The sequence below is a fragment of the Thioclava sp. F42-5 genome (genome assembly GCF_002213195.1).
GTDB classification, from domain to species: domain Bacteria; phylum Pseudomonadota; class Alphaproteobacteria; order Rhodobacterales; family Rhodobacteraceae; genus Thioclava; species Thioclava nitratireducens.
This window is the reverse complement of record NZ_NBNZ01000004.1, coordinates 94291-109419: the sequence shown is the minus strand read 5'-3', so window position 1 is coordinate 109419 and position 15129 is coordinate 94291. Positions and strand designations below refer to the sequence as shown.

Annotated in this window: 16 protein-coding genes; 6 read left to right on the top strand and 10 right to left on the bottom strand. The window is 63.6% G+C overall.

Translation table 11 applies throughout. From position 1 onward, the window contains the following. Positions 1-54: 54 nt before the first annotated feature. The 3 genes from B6V74_RS12110 to B6V74_RS12100 are packed head-to-tail and all read right to left on the bottom strand — an operon-like array spanning position 55 to position 2019. Positions 55-552 (bottom strand): hypothetical protein, encoded by a 498-nt coding sequence (locus B6V74_RS12110; protein WP_077701086.1) that lies wholly within the window; start codon positions 550-552, stop codon positions 55-57. After that, a complete protein-coding gene (locus tag B6V74_RS12105; protein ID WP_075775845.1) occupies positions 545-862 on the bottom strand; it encodes a rod-binding protein in 318 nt (105 codons plus the stop codon). The genes B6V74_RS12110 and B6V74_RS12105 overlap by 8 nt, the downstream gene beginning before the upstream one ends. Then, a complete protein-coding gene (locus B6V74_RS12100) occupies positions 862-2019 on the bottom strand; it encodes a flagellar basal body P-ring protein FlgI (RefSeq protein ID WP_077701085.1) in 1158 nt (385 codons plus the stop codon). Before B6V74_RS12100 ends, B6V74_RS12105 begins: the two co-directional genes overlap by 1 nt. 152 nt (positions 2020-2171) lie before the next feature. On the opposite strand from B6V74_RS12100, the gene B6V74_RS12095 reads away from it, so the two are divergent. Beyond that, complete coding sequence (locus B6V74_RS12095) at positions 2172-2924, top strand: response regulator transcription factor (RefSeq protein WP_088720407.1); 753 nt, start codon at positions 2172-2174, stop codon at positions 2922-2924. A 9-nt stretch (positions 2925-2933) separates the two neighbouring features. Here the strand turns inward: B6V74_RS12095 and B6V74_RS12090 are convergent, their stop codons facing one another. The 4 genes from B6V74_RS12090 to B6V74_RS12075 form a co-directional block, all read right to left on the bottom strand. Further along, positions 2934-4001: a flagellin gene (locus tag B6V74_RS12090; protein ID WP_088722922.1), complete on the bottom strand. Its 1068-nt coding sequence runs from the start codon at positions 3999-4001 to the stop codon at positions 2934-2936. Positions 4002-4013: 12 nt separating this feature from the next. After that, a complete protein-coding gene (gene flgK, locus B6V74_RS12085) occupies positions 4014-5426 on the bottom strand; it encodes a flagellar hook-associated protein FlgK (protein WP_088722921.1) in 1413 nt (470 codons plus the stop codon). A 30-nt stretch (positions 5427-5456) separates the two neighbouring features. After that, complete coding sequence (locus tag B6V74_RS12080) at positions 5457-6755, bottom strand: flagellar hook protein FlgE (RefSeq protein WP_075775841.1); 1299 nt, start codon at positions 6753-6755, stop codon at positions 5457-5459. A gap of 132 nt (positions 6756-6887) precedes the next feature. Beyond that, positions 6888-8669, bottom strand: coding sequence for a hypothetical protein (locus B6V74_RS12075; RefSeq protein WP_088722920.1), 1782 nt, complete (start codon positions 8667-8669; stop codon positions 6888-6890). A gap of 141 nt (positions 8670-8810) precedes the next feature. On the opposite strand from B6V74_RS12075, the gene flgF reads away from it, so the two are divergent. Genes flgF through B6V74_RS12050 form a run of 5 tightly spaced genes read left to right on the top strand, consistent with a single transcriptional unit; the run spans position 8811 to position 12235 of the window. After that, positions 8811-9548 (top strand): flagellar basal-body rod protein FlgF, encoded by a 738-nt coding sequence (gene flgF, locus B6V74_RS12070; RefSeq protein ID WP_088722919.1) that lies wholly within the window; start codon positions 8811-8813, stop codon positions 9546-9548. 23 nt (positions 9549-9571) lie between these two features. Further along, complete coding sequence (flgG, locus tag B6V74_RS12065; protein ID WP_075775839.1) at positions 9572-10357, top strand: flagellar basal-body rod protein FlgG; 786 nt, start codon at positions 9572-9574, stop codon at positions 10355-10357. 4 nt (positions 10358-10361) lie between these two features. Beyond that, positions 10362-11039: a flagellar basal body P-ring formation chaperone FlgA gene (flgA, locus tag B6V74_RS12060; RefSeq protein WP_088722918.1), complete on the top strand. Its 678-nt coding sequence runs from the start codon at positions 10362-10364 to the stop codon at positions 11037-11039. Further along, positions 11036-11791, top strand: coding sequence for a flagellar basal body L-ring protein FlgH (flgH, locus tag B6V74_RS12055; RefSeq protein ID WP_346394423.1), 756 nt, complete (start codon positions 11036-11038; stop codon positions 11789-11791). The genes flgA and flgH overlap by 4 nt, the downstream gene beginning before the upstream one ends. Before the next feature lie 9 nt (positions 11792-11800). After that, complete coding sequence (locus B6V74_RS12050) at positions 11801-12235, top strand: hypothetical protein (RefSeq protein ID WP_146694549.1); 435 nt, start codon at positions 11801-11803, stop codon at positions 12233-12235. Positions 12236-12273: 38 nt separating this feature from the next. On the opposite strand, the gene B6V74_RS12045 is transcribed toward B6V74_RS12050, so the two are convergent. Genes B6V74_RS12045 through B6V74_RS12035 form a run of 3 tightly spaced genes read right to left on the bottom strand, consistent with a single transcriptional unit; the run spans position 12274 to position 15122 of the window. Next, positions 12274-12948, bottom strand: coding sequence for a flagellar hook assembly protein FlgD (locus tag B6V74_RS12045; protein WP_168174908.1), 675 nt, complete (start codon positions 12946-12948; stop codon positions 12274-12276). 10 nt (positions 12949-12958) lie between these two features. Next, on the bottom strand, positions 12959-14344 hold the full coding sequence (locus B6V74_RS12040) for a flagellar hook-length control protein FliK (RefSeq protein WP_088722915.1): 1386 nt from the start codon (positions 14342-14344) through the stop codon (positions 12959-12961). 13 nt (positions 14345-14357) lie between these two features. Then, on the bottom strand, positions 14358-15122 hold the full coding sequence (locus B6V74_RS12035) for a hypothetical protein (protein WP_075775834.1): 765 nt from the start codon (positions 15120-15122) through the stop codon (positions 14358-14360). Positions 15123-15129: the final 7 nt, after the last annotated feature.

Sequence of the window (15129 nt, the reverse complement as noted above, 5' to 3'; positions counted from 1 at the left end):
GTGGAGAGGAATTTTGGACCGAAGATTAAGCGCGGGTTAACGTTTGGCCGAAACCTAGAATTCCTTATCGATATGCATCTGTGGACCATCCTGTCCTGTGACCGGTTTGCCACTCTTTCCATAGAGACCGTCGAGGCTGTGCCGGTTCCGGATTTTCTCGATCTCGCGCACGATGTCCCGGGTCGCGTCGGACATCCGCGACAACAGAACGCTATTGTCCTGCACGGCGACCTTCAGCTGGCGGAGCTTCTCGCGAAGTGCGGGCGCGGCTTGCTCAGACGCCTCCAGAAACGGCTCGATCACAGGGATCTTCAGCTCGATCCGCTTCAGAAGGTCCGCCTTGCGATCATAAAGCTCCGTGACGCGGTCGAGATGTCCCGCCTCGACCGCCGCGATTTCCTCATGCAACAGATCGAGCGTCGCATCGATATTCGCCTCGAAAGCGGCGAGGTTGGCGTCGTCCTCCTCGGTCAGGACGGGCCCGTCGGCGGAGATATCGTCGCGCCGGGCTTGCATCCGCTTGCGAAAACGCGACGGGGTTTCTTCAGCCATGATCTTCTCCGTTCGAAGTATAGGCGCCGATCATCCGCTCGACGCTTTGCGCGATCCCGGTCCGGCCCGAGGCGGCGATCTCATCCGCGATGCCGCGCGCGAGGAAGGACTTCCACATCTCCTCGGCGTGGCCGCCATCCAGTCCGCCCATCTTCACGGTCTTCATCATCTCACCAACGGCCTGCTGCAGGAAGGTCGCCTCGAAATTCTTGGCGATCTCCTTCGCGTTCTGCGACTTCGCACCAGATGCGGCAGGCGCCTTGAGCGACGCAGCCGAGAGAAATGGCTTCGACGGACCGAGCGGGTTCATCAGATGATCTCCAGATCGGCATGAAGCGCGCCGGCTGCCTTGATCGCCTGCAGTATCGAGATGGTTTGCCGCGCGCCGACACCGATCGCATTGAGACCGTCCACGAGGTCCTGAAGGCTGACATCACCCCCTTGGAGCACGCTGAACTGAGTGTTGCGCTCTTCGACCTGCACATCCGTTTCGGGCACCACGACCGTCTGCCCGATGGAGATAGGCTTCGGCTGGCTGACCGCGTAACTTTCCTTGACCTTCACGGTCAGCCCGCCCTGGCTGATCGCGACCTGATCGATCCGCACATTGGCGCCGATCACGATCGTTCCGGACTTCTCGTCGACCACTACTTTCGCCACGGAGTCGGGCGTGACGGGGAGGTTCTCGATCATCGCCAGAAGCTCCGGTACACCATATTTGCCCTTCGCCTGCACTTCGATCGTGGAGGGGTCGAGCATCTGCGCGGTGTTGTGGCCAAGCTTGTCATTGATCACCCCTGCGACCCGGGAGGCCGTCGTGAAATCCGGCTCGCGCAGGGAGAGACGCACCGAGTTCATGGAGTTCAATTCGAAATCGATCTCTTTCTCGACGATTGCGCCATTCTCCATGCGCGCGACCGTGGGCACACCGTCCACGATGCTCGCCGCGTTGCCCTTCGCGCTGTAGCCCGCAACCGAGATCGGCCCCTGCCCCACGGCGTAGATCTCACCGTCGGCGCCGACGAGCGGCGTCACGATCAGCGTGCCCCCCCGCAGGCTGTCCGCATTGCCGAGCGAGGAGATCGTCACGTCGATCGTCGAACCACGGCGGGCGAAGGGCGGCAGCTTGGCAGTCACCATCACCGCGGCCGTATTCTTCGTCTTGATCGCATCGCCGGAGAGATTGCCGACCCCGAGCCGCTCGAGCATCCCCTCGATCGACTTCTTCGTGAAAGGGCTGCCGTTGAGGGTGTCGCCAGTCCCGTTCAGGCCAACGACGAGACCGTAGCCTACGAGCTGGTTCTCGCGCACGCCTTCGAAACTGGCGATGTCCTTGATCCGGACCTGTGCGGTAGCCGGGATCGCGCTGAGCACCCCCGCAAAGACGGAGAGCGCGACGAGCGCTCCGCGAAACCCGGCGCAAGAAAGCGACGCCCGACGACTTTTTCGGCACAAGGCAGCAAGCATAGTTTCCTCACGTCACCGACACATTCCATTAAAGTAAAGTAAAACGTAAATAGTGTCCAATATAAATCGGTACTATTCTTGACTAATCCTTTGTGGCAACTTAGCGTGAGCTTGCCGCTTGTGCGAGAAACTTGCCCGGGATGGAGACCTGTATGAATATTTACGTCTTTGAGCCTCGCGATGGCCGTGTTCGCGGCCTGCTCGGCGAGCTGGAGAGCGTTGGGTTGCAGCCCGTCCTCATCCCTGCGTCCTTCTTCGCGTCCGATCTCAGCACGCTAAACCAGAAGGGGGTCGACACGCGGGCGATCCTGATCGGCGACTGCCCCGAAGTGACCGATTACATCCGGGCCATCCGCAGCTGCGGCTGCCGCAACCCGGTACTGGTGATGCGGGACTTCAAGAACTCGCGCGACGCCTCCGAGGCGCTCGATGCCGGGGCAGACGATGTCATGGTCAGCCCGATCAAGGGGATCGAGGCGCTGTCGCGGATCAACTCGATCATCCGGCGTTCCTATGGCCACGCCGCCGAGAGCATCAGCGTCGGCGAAATCACCGCCTTCTTCGACGGGCGCGACCCGCTTGTCTCCGGTGTGCGGCTGAAACTGTCGAACCGCGAACACGCGATCTTCCAGCACTTGGCACTGAACGCGAACAAGGTGATCGCAAAGGGCGCGATCTATGACGCGGTCTACGGGATGAGCGACGACCAGCCCTTCGACAAGGTGATCGACGTCTATATCTGCAAGCTGCGCAAGAAGATCGCCGACGCGGCCGAAAGCGGCCACCAGTATATCGAGACGGTCTACGGTCGCGGCTACAAGTTCAGCGAACTGGACAGCACGAGCGACGTGAAAATCGCCGCTTACGAGCAGACCGACTCGCGCCGCACGGTGGCCGCGCGATAAACGCGCGGCTCAGAGATAATTCAGGATCGACAGTTTCGACATCTGCGCGGCAACGCTGTAGCTCGCGTTGAGCTGCGTCTGGAGTGCCGTCATCCGCGTCGCGGCCTCATATGGATCGACCGAGACATAATCCGACAGCCGACTGTTGAGCACCGCATCCATCGATTGCTGCTGCGTTAGCTTGATGTCGAGCCGCTTCTGCTTCGCACCCAAGGCGGTCTCGGAATTGCGTAGCCCCTCCACCCCATCGCTCAATGCTTTGACCCCGGCCGCCACCCAGCTTTTATACGCATCCCGATCCGTGATCTTCGAGACGTCGGTCGAGGCGAAGAGTGCGAGCCCCTTGATGATGTCGCGGAATTCGGGATCGTTCGCCTGCATCCCGTAATCAAGCGTCTCGCCATCCCCGATCAACGCCGACTTGCGCGCCGCTCCACTCGTCGCGTCGCCCTTGAAGAAGGTAGAACTGAAGCGCTTGGCCGGATCGGCATTGCTGTCGTCGAACACGCTGTCGATCTGCGACAGCATCGCCGCCGCCTGGGTCGCATCCGCTGGGCCGCCACCGACGATGCCCGCCAGGACATCCTTTGCCGACAGGCCCGTCGCACCATTCGCCACATCATAGCCCCGCAGCGCGGGCTTGTCCGACGCGACGCCGGAGAACAGGTGCTCGCCGTCGAGCGAGATGTTCAGGCTCGTCATGATGGTATCGAGCGCCGCGCGGGCGCTTTGCTGCAGGGTCGCCGCCGCGGCGCCGGGTTGCTCGAGGTTACCGACGGCGAGCCCGAGCACATCCTGCGCGGCCCCGCGCGCCGTCGACGCGCTCGATGCAATCATATCGAGCTTGCTTCCGAGGAGCTTGTTCGAGGTGACGTAATTCGAATTTGTGGTTGCGCGATCTTCCAGAGCGAGGACGAAGGCCGATTTCGCCCCCATATCCGCGTAGACATCGGATTTGCGCCCGGTCGCGACCTCGTCGCTCGTGCGTTGCAGCTCTGCCGTGGTGCGGTCGACCGAGCGGCGCGAGATGATGCTCATCTGCAGGGTCGACAGCGAATTCCGGATCAGGGGGATCATCGTTCAGTCTCCTCAGACGGCGGCGAGCAGCGTGTCCATCATCTTCATGACGGCGGTCATCATTTTCGAATTGGCGGCGTAGCTTTGCTGAATCGTGATCAGCTTTTGCATCTCGTCATCGATATTCACGCCCTGAATGCTCTGACGCGTACCGTTCACGGTTTCAGCGGCGGTGCGGGCGGCAGCGAAACGCTCCTGCGCGCGGGTGCCCTCGAACTCCTGCGCGGAGATCATGCTGCTGCCGTAGTCGCGCAACGACAGGGACGCCGCCAGCCCGGTGTCCGGATTCGCCGAAAGCGGGGCGTCGAACATCGACACAAAGGCCTCGATCTGCGTCGAATCCCCGGCCGCGCCCGGCGTGGTCGCACCGATCCCGTCGCGCAGTCGCGACAACTGCCCGCCCTGCGCAGGGTCCACGGCTGCGCTCACGGCGATCCGTCCGGCAAGCCCGTCGAGCTTAGCGGGATCGTAAGCCGCACCAGCGTCAGTAAAGAGACCCGCCTGCCCCGGAGCGAGCGAGGCATCCGCCCCCTCGAACCCTTGCACGAGGCCGCGCGCCATCTCGTCGAGCTGAAGCTGGAAGCGCGGCAGAACATCCTTCTTCACCGCGAACAGCCCGGAAATGCTGCCATTCTGGAAGCCGCGCGCGTCGGTTGATTCCGGGGTGATCTCCGTCTTGCCCGCGAACAGCTTTCCGGCCACCTTGTCATAGGTGACGTAATTTGCCTGATCGCCATCGACGAGCGGCGTGCCCCCCGCGGTGTAGAGCGTGGCCCGCCCATCGGTGGAGCGGCGCACCTGCATATCGATCAACTTCGACGCCTTTTCCACCAGAACGTCCATCTGGTCGCCGAGATCGGCCGCGCCGAGCGAGCCGGGCTGCGCGTCCGAGATCTGCTTGTTGAGCGAGGTGATCTTATGCAGCGTCTCGTTGAAATCGGAGACGTCGTACTTGATTTCCATATCAACCTCGCCACCGATCCGCGCGAGCATGTCGCTGCTCTGGTTGAGCGACGTCACCACCTCCTGCGCGGCGGAGGCCACTCCGTTCTGCGCCGCGTTGTTGCCCGGATTGTTCGCCAGCGCGATCATCGAGCTGCGCAGGTCGGTCAGCCGATCCGCGGGCGACAGCCCATCGCCCGGCTGGCCGAGGGTCGCGGTATATTCGCCCACCGCCTCGAAGATCGCCTGCTCGCGTGCCATGGCAGAAGAATGCTGGCGATACATGCGGTTGAGCGAGGCGTCGACGTCGCGCCGCGCCTCGCCGGTCTGCACGAGGCCGCCCGAGATAGTGACCTGCGGCAGTTCCTTGCGCACATAGCCCTCGGTGCTCGCATTCGCGATATTGCGCGAGGTCGCTTCCGACTGCATCTGCGCCGCGCGCAGACCGCTCGTGCTCGCCTGGAGGGCGCCCGTCAAGCTCATCGGTTTGCTCCGTTCTTCTCAGCGTGACGATCAGCGCTTGAGGCGCGTGGTTTCGTCGAGCATCTCGTCCATCGTGGTGACGATCTTGGCGTTGGTGGAATAGGCCCGCTGGGTGCGGATCAGATCGCTCAGTTCCTGCGCGATATCGACATTCGACCCTTCGAGCGCACCCGAACTGATCGTGCCCACCGGACCCTCGTTCGCCTTGTGGATCGTGTAGGCGCCGCTGTCGCGGGTCAGACGATAGGCGTCGCCGTCGATCTCCTGCATGCCGTTGGGGTTCTCCACATGGGCGAGCGGAATCTTGTAGAGCGGCTGGCGCTGCCCGTTGTCGAAGATTCCGTACATCGTGCCGGTATCGTCGACTTCGATCCGGGTCAGCGCGCCGGACGAGGAGCCGTCTGCAGTGAACTTCTGGGGCGTGAAATCGCCAGCGAACTGGGTGATCCCGTCGAAGCTGTTCAATGCGCCGAGCCCGATCTCGATCGGCTGCGTAGTGCCGCCGTCATTCATCGTCAGGCTCATCACGCCCGTGGTCGTGTCCATTGAGAAAGCGCCGGGGGCCGTGGCGAGGTTGGTCACACCGGAATAGCTGATCGGCGCGCCGGCATTGGCACCGCCGGGAGCGAAATCGACCGTCACCTGACCATAGGGCACGCCGTCACCATCGGAGACAGTGATGTCCCATTGGTTCGGCGTCGAGGTCGGCTGCCACGAATATTCGAGCCGCTTCACCGCGCCGAGCGGCGTGTAATATTGCGACGAGGAGGTGAAAGGCGCGCCCGGCGTCGCGTTGCCGGTTTCCTGCGAGGGAAGATTGCCCTGCACCCCGATAGAGGTGGTCGCCTTCGCGCTCAGCGTGGCGTCCGTGACGTTCACCGTCTTCAGACCGTTGAAGCTGTTGCCGTCGATCGTGGCGAGTTTGACGTCCGTGTAAGGATAGCCGGACAGGAAGTAGCCCGCCGAATTGACGAGGTTGCCGTTCTCGTCGGGCTGGAACGAGCCGGCGCGCGTCATGACGTAATCGGATTGCACGCTGGTATTGGCGTTGCTGGACACGACGAAGAACCCGTTCCCGTTCACCGCGAAATCGGTGGGCGAGTTGGTAGGGATCACCGCGCCGCCATTCTGCAGATCGGAGGAGACGACGGCATTGACCCCGGATGGCGCGTTGAGCCCGCCGGTCGGCGTCATGGTCACCATCTGGGCGAAGCTGCGCTTGTAGCCCGTGGTGTTCGCATTCGCGATATTCTCGGAAATTTCGCCAACGGCGACGGAGTTCGCATTCAGGCCGCTCACACCGGTCTGCATTGCGCTCGAAATACTCATGGTTTTATCCTCTCATGTCCGAAGAGAAAGGGGTCCTATCCAAGAGATAGACGAGTGATGTTTCACTGAAGTTAAAAATATCCGCCGTTTTTCTTTGGACTCGCGTCAGGGGCCAATGCATAGCAAAGATACCTAGCCTCCTGCCCGCTTCGCCTCCGCCCCGACCATCTCGATCGCATCACCGGCGTTGCGCAGCCGATCCCGCGCTGCGGCGTCCATAAGCGGGGTCAGTTTGGCGGGCTCGGCCAGCAGGCTTGCGACGAGCTTGTTCAGGTCCTCCCGTCCCGCGAGACGGGGGAAAACTTCTGCGACGCTGCGGGCCGTGGTCAGGTCGCCGGACCGGTAGGCAGCCAGCAGCAATTGGACCGCATCGGTCTCCGAAAAATCACCAGAGGCTGTCTTCCACAATGCGCGATAGGACCGCGTCGCCGCTGACCAGTCGCCCTTCTTCCAATGGAGCTGCGCCTGCAACCGGAGATGGTCGATCGATTGCGCGGTGACCTTGGTGTCGAGGGCCGCATCGGTCTTTCCGGCCTCGGCCAGAACGCGGGCCTGCAGCGCGTTGAACTGGTTCAGCTCCTGCGCGTCGGCGGGACGCTCGGAGGCCTCCAACACCTTGGCGGCACGCGCGAATTGCCCGCCACGGGCAAGCGCTTCCGCCTCGCGAAGCGCAAGATAGGCCATCCGGTCCTGCGACACCGCCTCGGGGTTATCTTTGCGTTGTACGCTGAGAGCCTCTCGGATCTTGCGATATTCCGACGAGGCTTGCGTCGTGGCGCCCAGCTCCAGCAGACGATCCGCGAATTGCTCGGCATAGGCCTGGAAATCGGCGCGAGCCTCGTAATAGGGCTCCAAGCGCTGATGGCCTGCGGTGAAGGCGGTGAGCGAGGTCTTCCCCGCCGCGCCTTTCGCATAGAACGCCTTGAGCAACCGATCCGCCGCCTCGGCGGCCGTCCGCGCCTGCGGGCGGTCCGGGAAACGGGTCAGGATCTCGCCATAGGCGATCAGCGCCTCCACATCGCGACCGCTCTTTTCCCCCAGATGCGCGCGCTGTTCGAGGGCCTGAAGATCGAACCGGTCGCCGCGCCACGCAAGATTGGCCTCGGCGAGCATGGATAAACCTTGGTCCGTCGTGAGCGCACCCTTCGCAAGGCCGAGATCGACCAAAGCGAGCCGCGCCCGCTGAGCGTATCGATCCCGCCCCTTCGCTGCTTCGCGATAGGCGGCATAGGCCTTTTCCGGATGATGCGATTGCTCTGCCACCCGCCCGATGAGGAAGCTGTAGACCGGTTGGGCCTTCAACTCGGGATAATTGTCGAAATCCCGGCTCAGTCGCTCGGCCAGCGCCCATTGCTTGACCGCGATCGCGCCTTCCAGAAGCGCAGGCAGGCAGGCCTCCACGAAAACGGGCGGATAGGCGGGCAGCCGGTCCGCCGCACCCGCGAGGTTCCCCTCGAGCTCCTCCGCGTCGCCCTGCGTGATCGCATTCAGCGCCGCCCAGAGGTGATAATCCTGCCAGTTCGCCCAATCCGCATTGGGCAAGAGTGTGCCAGACGGCACCCCCACCCCTTCCATGATATCGAACCCAGCGGCGATCGCGCGCCAGCGGGCCTGTTCGGCGGGGATCAGACCGTCAGGCATCTCGTCGCCCAGCACCGACCGCCCCTCGGGCAACATGACATGCGCGAGATAGAATTCAGCCAGATTGAGCCGCGCGACCGCGCGCGACGGCCCGGGCTCGGCCGCGGCGAAACCTGCGGTGAGCACATCGCGGTCCGCAAGGAAGCCCGCCTGAGTGTATTGCGCGAAATCGAATGGTGGCGGCGCAGGTATGGCCTCCGCCGCGGCGGGGCCGCACAGAAGACAGAGCGCCAAAACGCCGCCCATCAAGGGGAAACCGCCTCGCAATTCCATCACCTCTTGCCCAAACGCGCCATAATTCCTTCCCTCTTTAAAGAATAGTATTGATTATTCCAAGAAGAGCAAACATTATCGACCGGAAATCGGCAGCAGTCCAAGCAAAGCCACAAGTTCTATTCGCGCGGGCGGACATTCATGGATAGCTCAAATTACGTCTCCCTATCCCTCGCCTCGACGCTGTGGCGCAGTCTCGACATCTCCGCCAACAACATGGCCAATGCCAACACGGCCGGCTTCAAGGCGGAGCGCTCGCTGACCGAGAGCTTCGAGTCGAAGGGCAATGCCGGGGCCGAGGATGACGTGAGCTACGTGCTCGACAAGGGCTCCTATCTCGACGACCGGCAGGGATCCCTCACGAAAACCTCGAACCCGCTCGATGTGGCGCTGAATGGCGATGGCTGGTTCGCCTACCAGACGCCGGCGGGCCAGACCGCTTTCGGGCGCGACGGCCGGCTGACCGTCGACCCGCAAGGCAATCTCGTGACGCTGTCGGGCAATCGGGTACTCGACCGGGGCGGCGCGCCGATCGCGATCCCGCCGGGCGAGGAGATAACCATTTCCCGCGACGGCACGATTTCGGGGCCGGATAGCGGCACGATCGGCACGCTGGGCATGTTCGCCGTACCCGACATCCAGAGCTACAGCCGGCTGGGTGGAGGCCTCTTTGCCGCGCCCGGCGGCGCCGTACCCGCCTTTACGCCATCCGAAACGACGCAGGTCGCTCAGGGCTTCATTGAGGAGAGCAATGTCCAACCGGTGGTCGAGATGACCCGGATGATGGACATCCAGCGCTCCTACGAGCGCGCGGTGAAGTTGATGGATGAACAGAACAACCTTCGTCAGGAAACGTTGCGCAGGCTTGGCAAAGTCTGACCGGCGCGAAAAGGAGCTGAACCATGAGAGCACTTGGAATTGCCGCCACGGGGATGCTGGCCCAGCAGACCAATGTGGACGTGATCTCGAACAACATCGCGAACGCGAACACCACCGGCTACAAGAGCACCCGCGCCGCCTTTCAGGATCTGGTCTACCAATCGCTGCAACGCGAAGGCTCGCTGACCTCTGCCGACGGGACAGCGCGCCCTGTGGGCGTGGATATCGGCCTCGGTGTACAAAGCGCGGGCGTGGTGCGGCTCAACACCCAGGGCGGGCTCGTCCAGACCGAGAACCAGCTCGACCTTGCAATCGACGGCGGCGGCTACTTCACCCTCAACATGCCCGATGGCAGCCAGGCCTATACGCGGGCGGGTACATTCCAGCTGAGCCCCGAGGGACAGATCGTGTCCCTCGACGGCTACGAGGTCGCGCCCGGGATCAACGTCCCGGCGAACACTACGAATGTCGAGATCAACCAGCAGGGCCTCGTGATGGCTTATGTCGGCAAGGACCCGACCCCGGTTCAGATCGGCCAGCTGACGATGGCGACCTTCGTCAACGAGGCGGGGATGAAACCGCTTGGAAACAACCTCCTGCAGGCGACGACCGCGTCGGGCGATCCGACCGAGGCGCTTCCGGGCGATCCGGGCGTGGGCATCCTGCGTCAGGGTTATCTCGAAAGCTCGAACGTCAACATCATCCAGCAGATCACCGATCTGATCTCGGCGCAGCGCGCTTACGAGATGAACTCGAAGGCGATCGAGACGGCCGACCAGATGATGTCCACCTCGAACCAGATCAAGTGATGCCATGAGCCCGATACGCGCCTTCGCGACCGCCGTTCTCGCCACGCTCGCCGCCGCGCTTCTCGTCGCCCCCGCGAGCGCCGAATCCGTGCGTGTGCTGATCGCCGAGAAGGCGGAGCAGTCCTGGGGGCTGGAGATGCCGCCGAGCGGTCATTTCGAGATCACGCTGCAAGACAGCGACCCTGGCGACGCGGAGATGATAAGCGACTTCTGGATGGACCGCTCCACGGGGCAGTTCCTGGCGAATGCGGTGGAGGCCTCGGGCGACGTGCGCCGCCTTGCGGGGCTTGCGCTGCTCAACGTGCCCGTCCCGGTGCCGACGCAGCAGTTGCTTCCTGGCAAGATTCTTTCCGGAGATGATTTCCAGGTCGTCGACCTGCCCTACGGTCAGGTGGGCGCCTATGCGGTGACGCGGCTCGACCATCTGGAGGGGATGCAGGTGCGCCGCGTGCTCGCCCGCGGACGCCCGGTGATGAGCCAATCCATCACCGAGCCGGTCATCATCTCGCGCGGCGACCCGGTCTCGATCGAATATTCGAAAGGCGCCATGTCCCTGACCGCACCCGGCAAGGCGATCTCCGACGCCCATGCCGACCAGTCAGTGCGCGTGGTCAATCTCGTGAGCAACAAGATTGTCGAAGGCATCGCCAAGCCCGATGGCAAAGTGGAGATTCAGAAGTGAGACATCCGTTCTACATTCTGCCGATGCTCGCACTGGCCGCCTGCGGTTCCGGCACGGCCTTTGAGCGCGACCCAAAAGTGAGCGACATGGTGGTCGATGGCGACACGATCCCCGAGGTGAACCGGGTGAGCGTGCCGATGCCGCCGCTCGAGCCCACGCGCATTCCGCAGCGGGCCGAGGCCGCGTCGCTCTGGCAGACCGGCTCCACCGGCTTCTTCGGCGATCAGCGCGCCGACAGGGTAGGCGATTTGCTGACGGTGGATATCAACATCAAGGACGAGGCGCAGCTTCAGAACGCGTCCCAGCGGAGCCGCGACGGCAGCCAGAGCGTCGGTTTTCCGACCTTCCTTGGCTATGGCGGCAAGATCGCCAAGATCCTGCCGGGCGTCAGCGAGAAGGACTTGCCCACCGGCAGCAATATCGTCGATCTCAGCTCGCAATCGACCTCTAACGGCAGCGGCTCGATCAAGCGCAACGAGACCATCAGCCTGAAGGTCGCGGCCCTCGTGATCCAGAAGCTTCAGAACGGGAATTTCGTGATCGCGGGACGCCAGGAGGTGAAGGTCAATCACGAGCTGCGCGAATTGCGTGTGGCCGGGATCATCCGGCCCGAAGACATCCGGATGGACAACACCATCCCCTACGAGAAGATCGCCGAGGCGCGCATTTCTTATGGCGGGCGCGGCCAGATCAGCAAGGTGCAACAGCCCCGCTACGGGGAAGACGCGCTCGACGTCGTCCTCCCCTACTGATCGTCTCCGATGCCGCGCTGGAGAACACTCGTACTGCTTGTCGTGGTGGTGCCGATCGTCGCGGCGGGGCTGGGCTATCTGGGCGGAAGCCAGATCGCGCCGCGACCTGCTGCCCCAGAAGCGCCGCCCGAACCCGCGCCGCGTGACGTCGCCTTGGGGCCTGTCACGGTGCCGGTCTACCGGGCGCGTACGATCAGCTATTTGAACGTCGACGTAACACTGGTGCTGAAGGGAGACGGGCTTCCCGATGGCCCCGCGCTGGTGCCGAAGCTGCGCGACGAGACACTCGACCTTTTGAGCAAGCTCGCGGATAATCGGATGTTCGATCCCGATACGGTCAAACCCGAGGACCTCGCCACCCTGCTAGAGCGCGGCCTCGCGGACCGAGTACCCGGCCTGCAAGTGGCCAAGGTGAACAGCGCCGAGCCGTTCAAGCAGGGATAGGAAGCCTCCCATCACGGATCGCGCCCGGTGCAGGCGTGTCAGCCCGACACCGCGACGATGAGCGAACTCGGCACTTCCTCGCCATTGCGAAGAACCAGCGATTGCCCCTGCGAAGAGAAGCGCACCTGCTCCACCTGCGTGCTGGGATAGGTGTCATACGAGACCGCATTGCCATCGGCGTCCTGCGCGTCGATCTCGACCCGGAACGTGTCATCCGGCACCGGCAATCCCGCAGAATCGCGCCCGTCCCAGTTCAGCGCGATCTTCTCGCCCGCCCGTCCGGGCAGGCCAGTAATCCGGCGCAGTTCGGTCCCGTCTTCCGTCTTGATGATCGCGGTCACCTTGTCGGCGGGTGCGGCAAGCTCGTAGCTGGTGCTGGCCTGACCGTCGCGCAACTCGATCCGGTCGGAGGCGAGCGACACTGTCTTGCCCATTAGGGCCACATCCGACATCGCACCCATTGCGCTCAGCTTGGCATCGATGGTCTTGAGGTTGGTATTGGTCTGCACCGTTTGCTCGACCTGACTCAGCTGCGCCAGTTGCGAAACGAATTGCGTGGAATCCATCGGCTTCAGCGGATCCTGATTTCGGATCTGCGCCGTCAGAAGCTGCAAGAAGCTGTTGTAATCCGCCGAGATCTTGGACTGCGCCGGGTTCGCCTTGGCGTCGGCCGCGGTCGCAGCGGGATTGGTGCTTGTCGGAGAGATGCTCATCGGTGGCTCCTCAGGTCCTGATATCCAGTTGTCCGTCGAGAATGGTGGGCTGCCAGTCGGCGCCCAGCACGGGGATGTCTTCATCTGCGGCAACATGCGCGCCGGAGGCGCGCTCATCGCCCCGTTCGCCGTGACCGCCGAACTGCTCGAAATCGAGCGCGCCGCTATCCATCTGCAGCCCCTGCCCGGCGAGGATCGCCGCCAAGGTCTCGCGATCGCCGCGCAACGCACTCAGCACCGCCGGGCTCTCGGCGCGCACGACCACGTTGACCTGACCACGCTTGTCGCGCTCCACGTCGATCTCGATATCGCCGAGCCCGCGCGGGGTCAGCGCCACGCGGGTGCGTCCTTCCTGCAAATCCGCGCGCCGAAGCTGCGTCGCGACGAAGGCCGCGAAGCGCGGCGAGGGTTGGGCCGCCGTCTGCGCCGATTGAGCAGCAGCGTCGCTGCGCGCAACGTGGCTGGCGTCATGCTGCGTGAGCCGCGCCACCGCGGTTTCGGGCAAGACGCCTGCACGGGCGGCCTCGGCAAAAAACTGGGCGGGCTTGGGGTCGCCCTTGCTCTGCGCTGCAGGCAGAACCGCGGCTTGCGCCTCGACCTTGCCGGTGTTCGTGGAGCCGTTGGCGGCAGCTTCCAGCACGGCGCGCACCCGCGGGTCCATGTCGCTCTGCTGAATCTCCGCCGTGAGCGGCGCTGGAATCACCCCGGCAAGCCCCTGCGGAACGGCGATGATCGCCTGCGCCTGCGACTGCGTCTGCGTTGCCTCAAGCTTCGGCTGTGCCGCCGGAGAGGATAGATTGCCAGCAGAGTGCGCGGGCATGCGCCCCGCTACCGACGGGATCTGCGCACCACCCGTTTGCGGCGATGCCGTCCCAGATGGCTTCGCTTGCAGACCGAGCGAGACCAGAAGGCTCGCGAAGACCGCGTCGATCGTGTCGCTTTTGTCGCTCGCATGATCCGAGGCGGGCTTTGCCCCCGCGCCGTCAGTTTGCAGCCGCATACCTTCAAGTGCCCGCATCAAACCTTGCTGCAGCTTCGTGCCATGCGCCGCGTCAAACTCCGCGAGGACCGTAGCCAGCGACGCGCCCAGCTTTTCGAGCACCTCGCTCATCGACTTGCCCTGCGCCAGCTCTGCCAGCGCGCCGTCGCGAACCGTTTGCAGCTTGCTGGCCAGCTCGGCCTGAAGCGCTGGATTGTCGGTCAAGGCGGACGCTGCGCCTGCGCCAGCCTCCGGCGTCGCGGCCGCCGTGGCAGCCCCCACGCCCGAAGCTGCAAGCCCATCCGCCGGCACGCCCTGCACGAGCGATCCGAAACCGGTCCCCTCTGTCGCGGATTTGCGCCCGGTGCCTGCGGCCGACGCCGTTACCTTCAACAATGTCGCGGCTATCGCGTCCATCTCATCACCCTCGTCACACGAAACTCATACGCTTGCTCCGGGGCCTCGAGGCCGCCTGCCACGCCATGAACGGCGCGAACCAGTCGCGATCCTTTTCGTAGCCCAACTGCTCGAGCAGGTCGAACAGCACCGGGAAGCGCGAGAATTGATCGAAAATCCGCGCCCGATGCTCTTCGTCGAGCCACTTCGCACGCGCCTTTTCCACCGGGCGCACACCGTTGAGCGGGCCTTGCAACTCCTCGGGAATTTCGGCGGCGCCGAAATCGGAAAAATGCCCTTCGAATTGCAGACCGAGCGCATCGCGCAACTTCTGCTGAATCCTGTCGGGATCATTGACCAGGTCTTCGTATTTCAGGAGGAATACACCCTGCGGGAAAATGCCGGATCTCAGCACGGTCCCGATCGCCTCGTGAATCTGCAGGAACCCCGGCATCACCGGCGCGGGCGCATCCGGACCGCCGATGAAATACATCGCGTCCGCCGAGATGAAATAATCGTCCGGCACCGCCGAATGACGGCTCACGAGGATGTCGCGCGGGTCGCGCAGCGGCACGATCAGATCGATCCGCTTGCTACGGACATTCGCCCGCGCGACATTCGCGACCTGAAAAATATCGAGCGGCCGCTTGCTGACCCAGTCGCCCGGCTGCCCGATCGTGGAAAGCGCGCTGGTCTCGCGCGGCGGGATTTCGAAACCTTTGAGAGTCTCGCGCAGCATGTTGTAAAATAGCGTGGTGCCTGCGCGCCCGTGCCCTGCGATCATCAGATGACGTGCCATCGCCCTT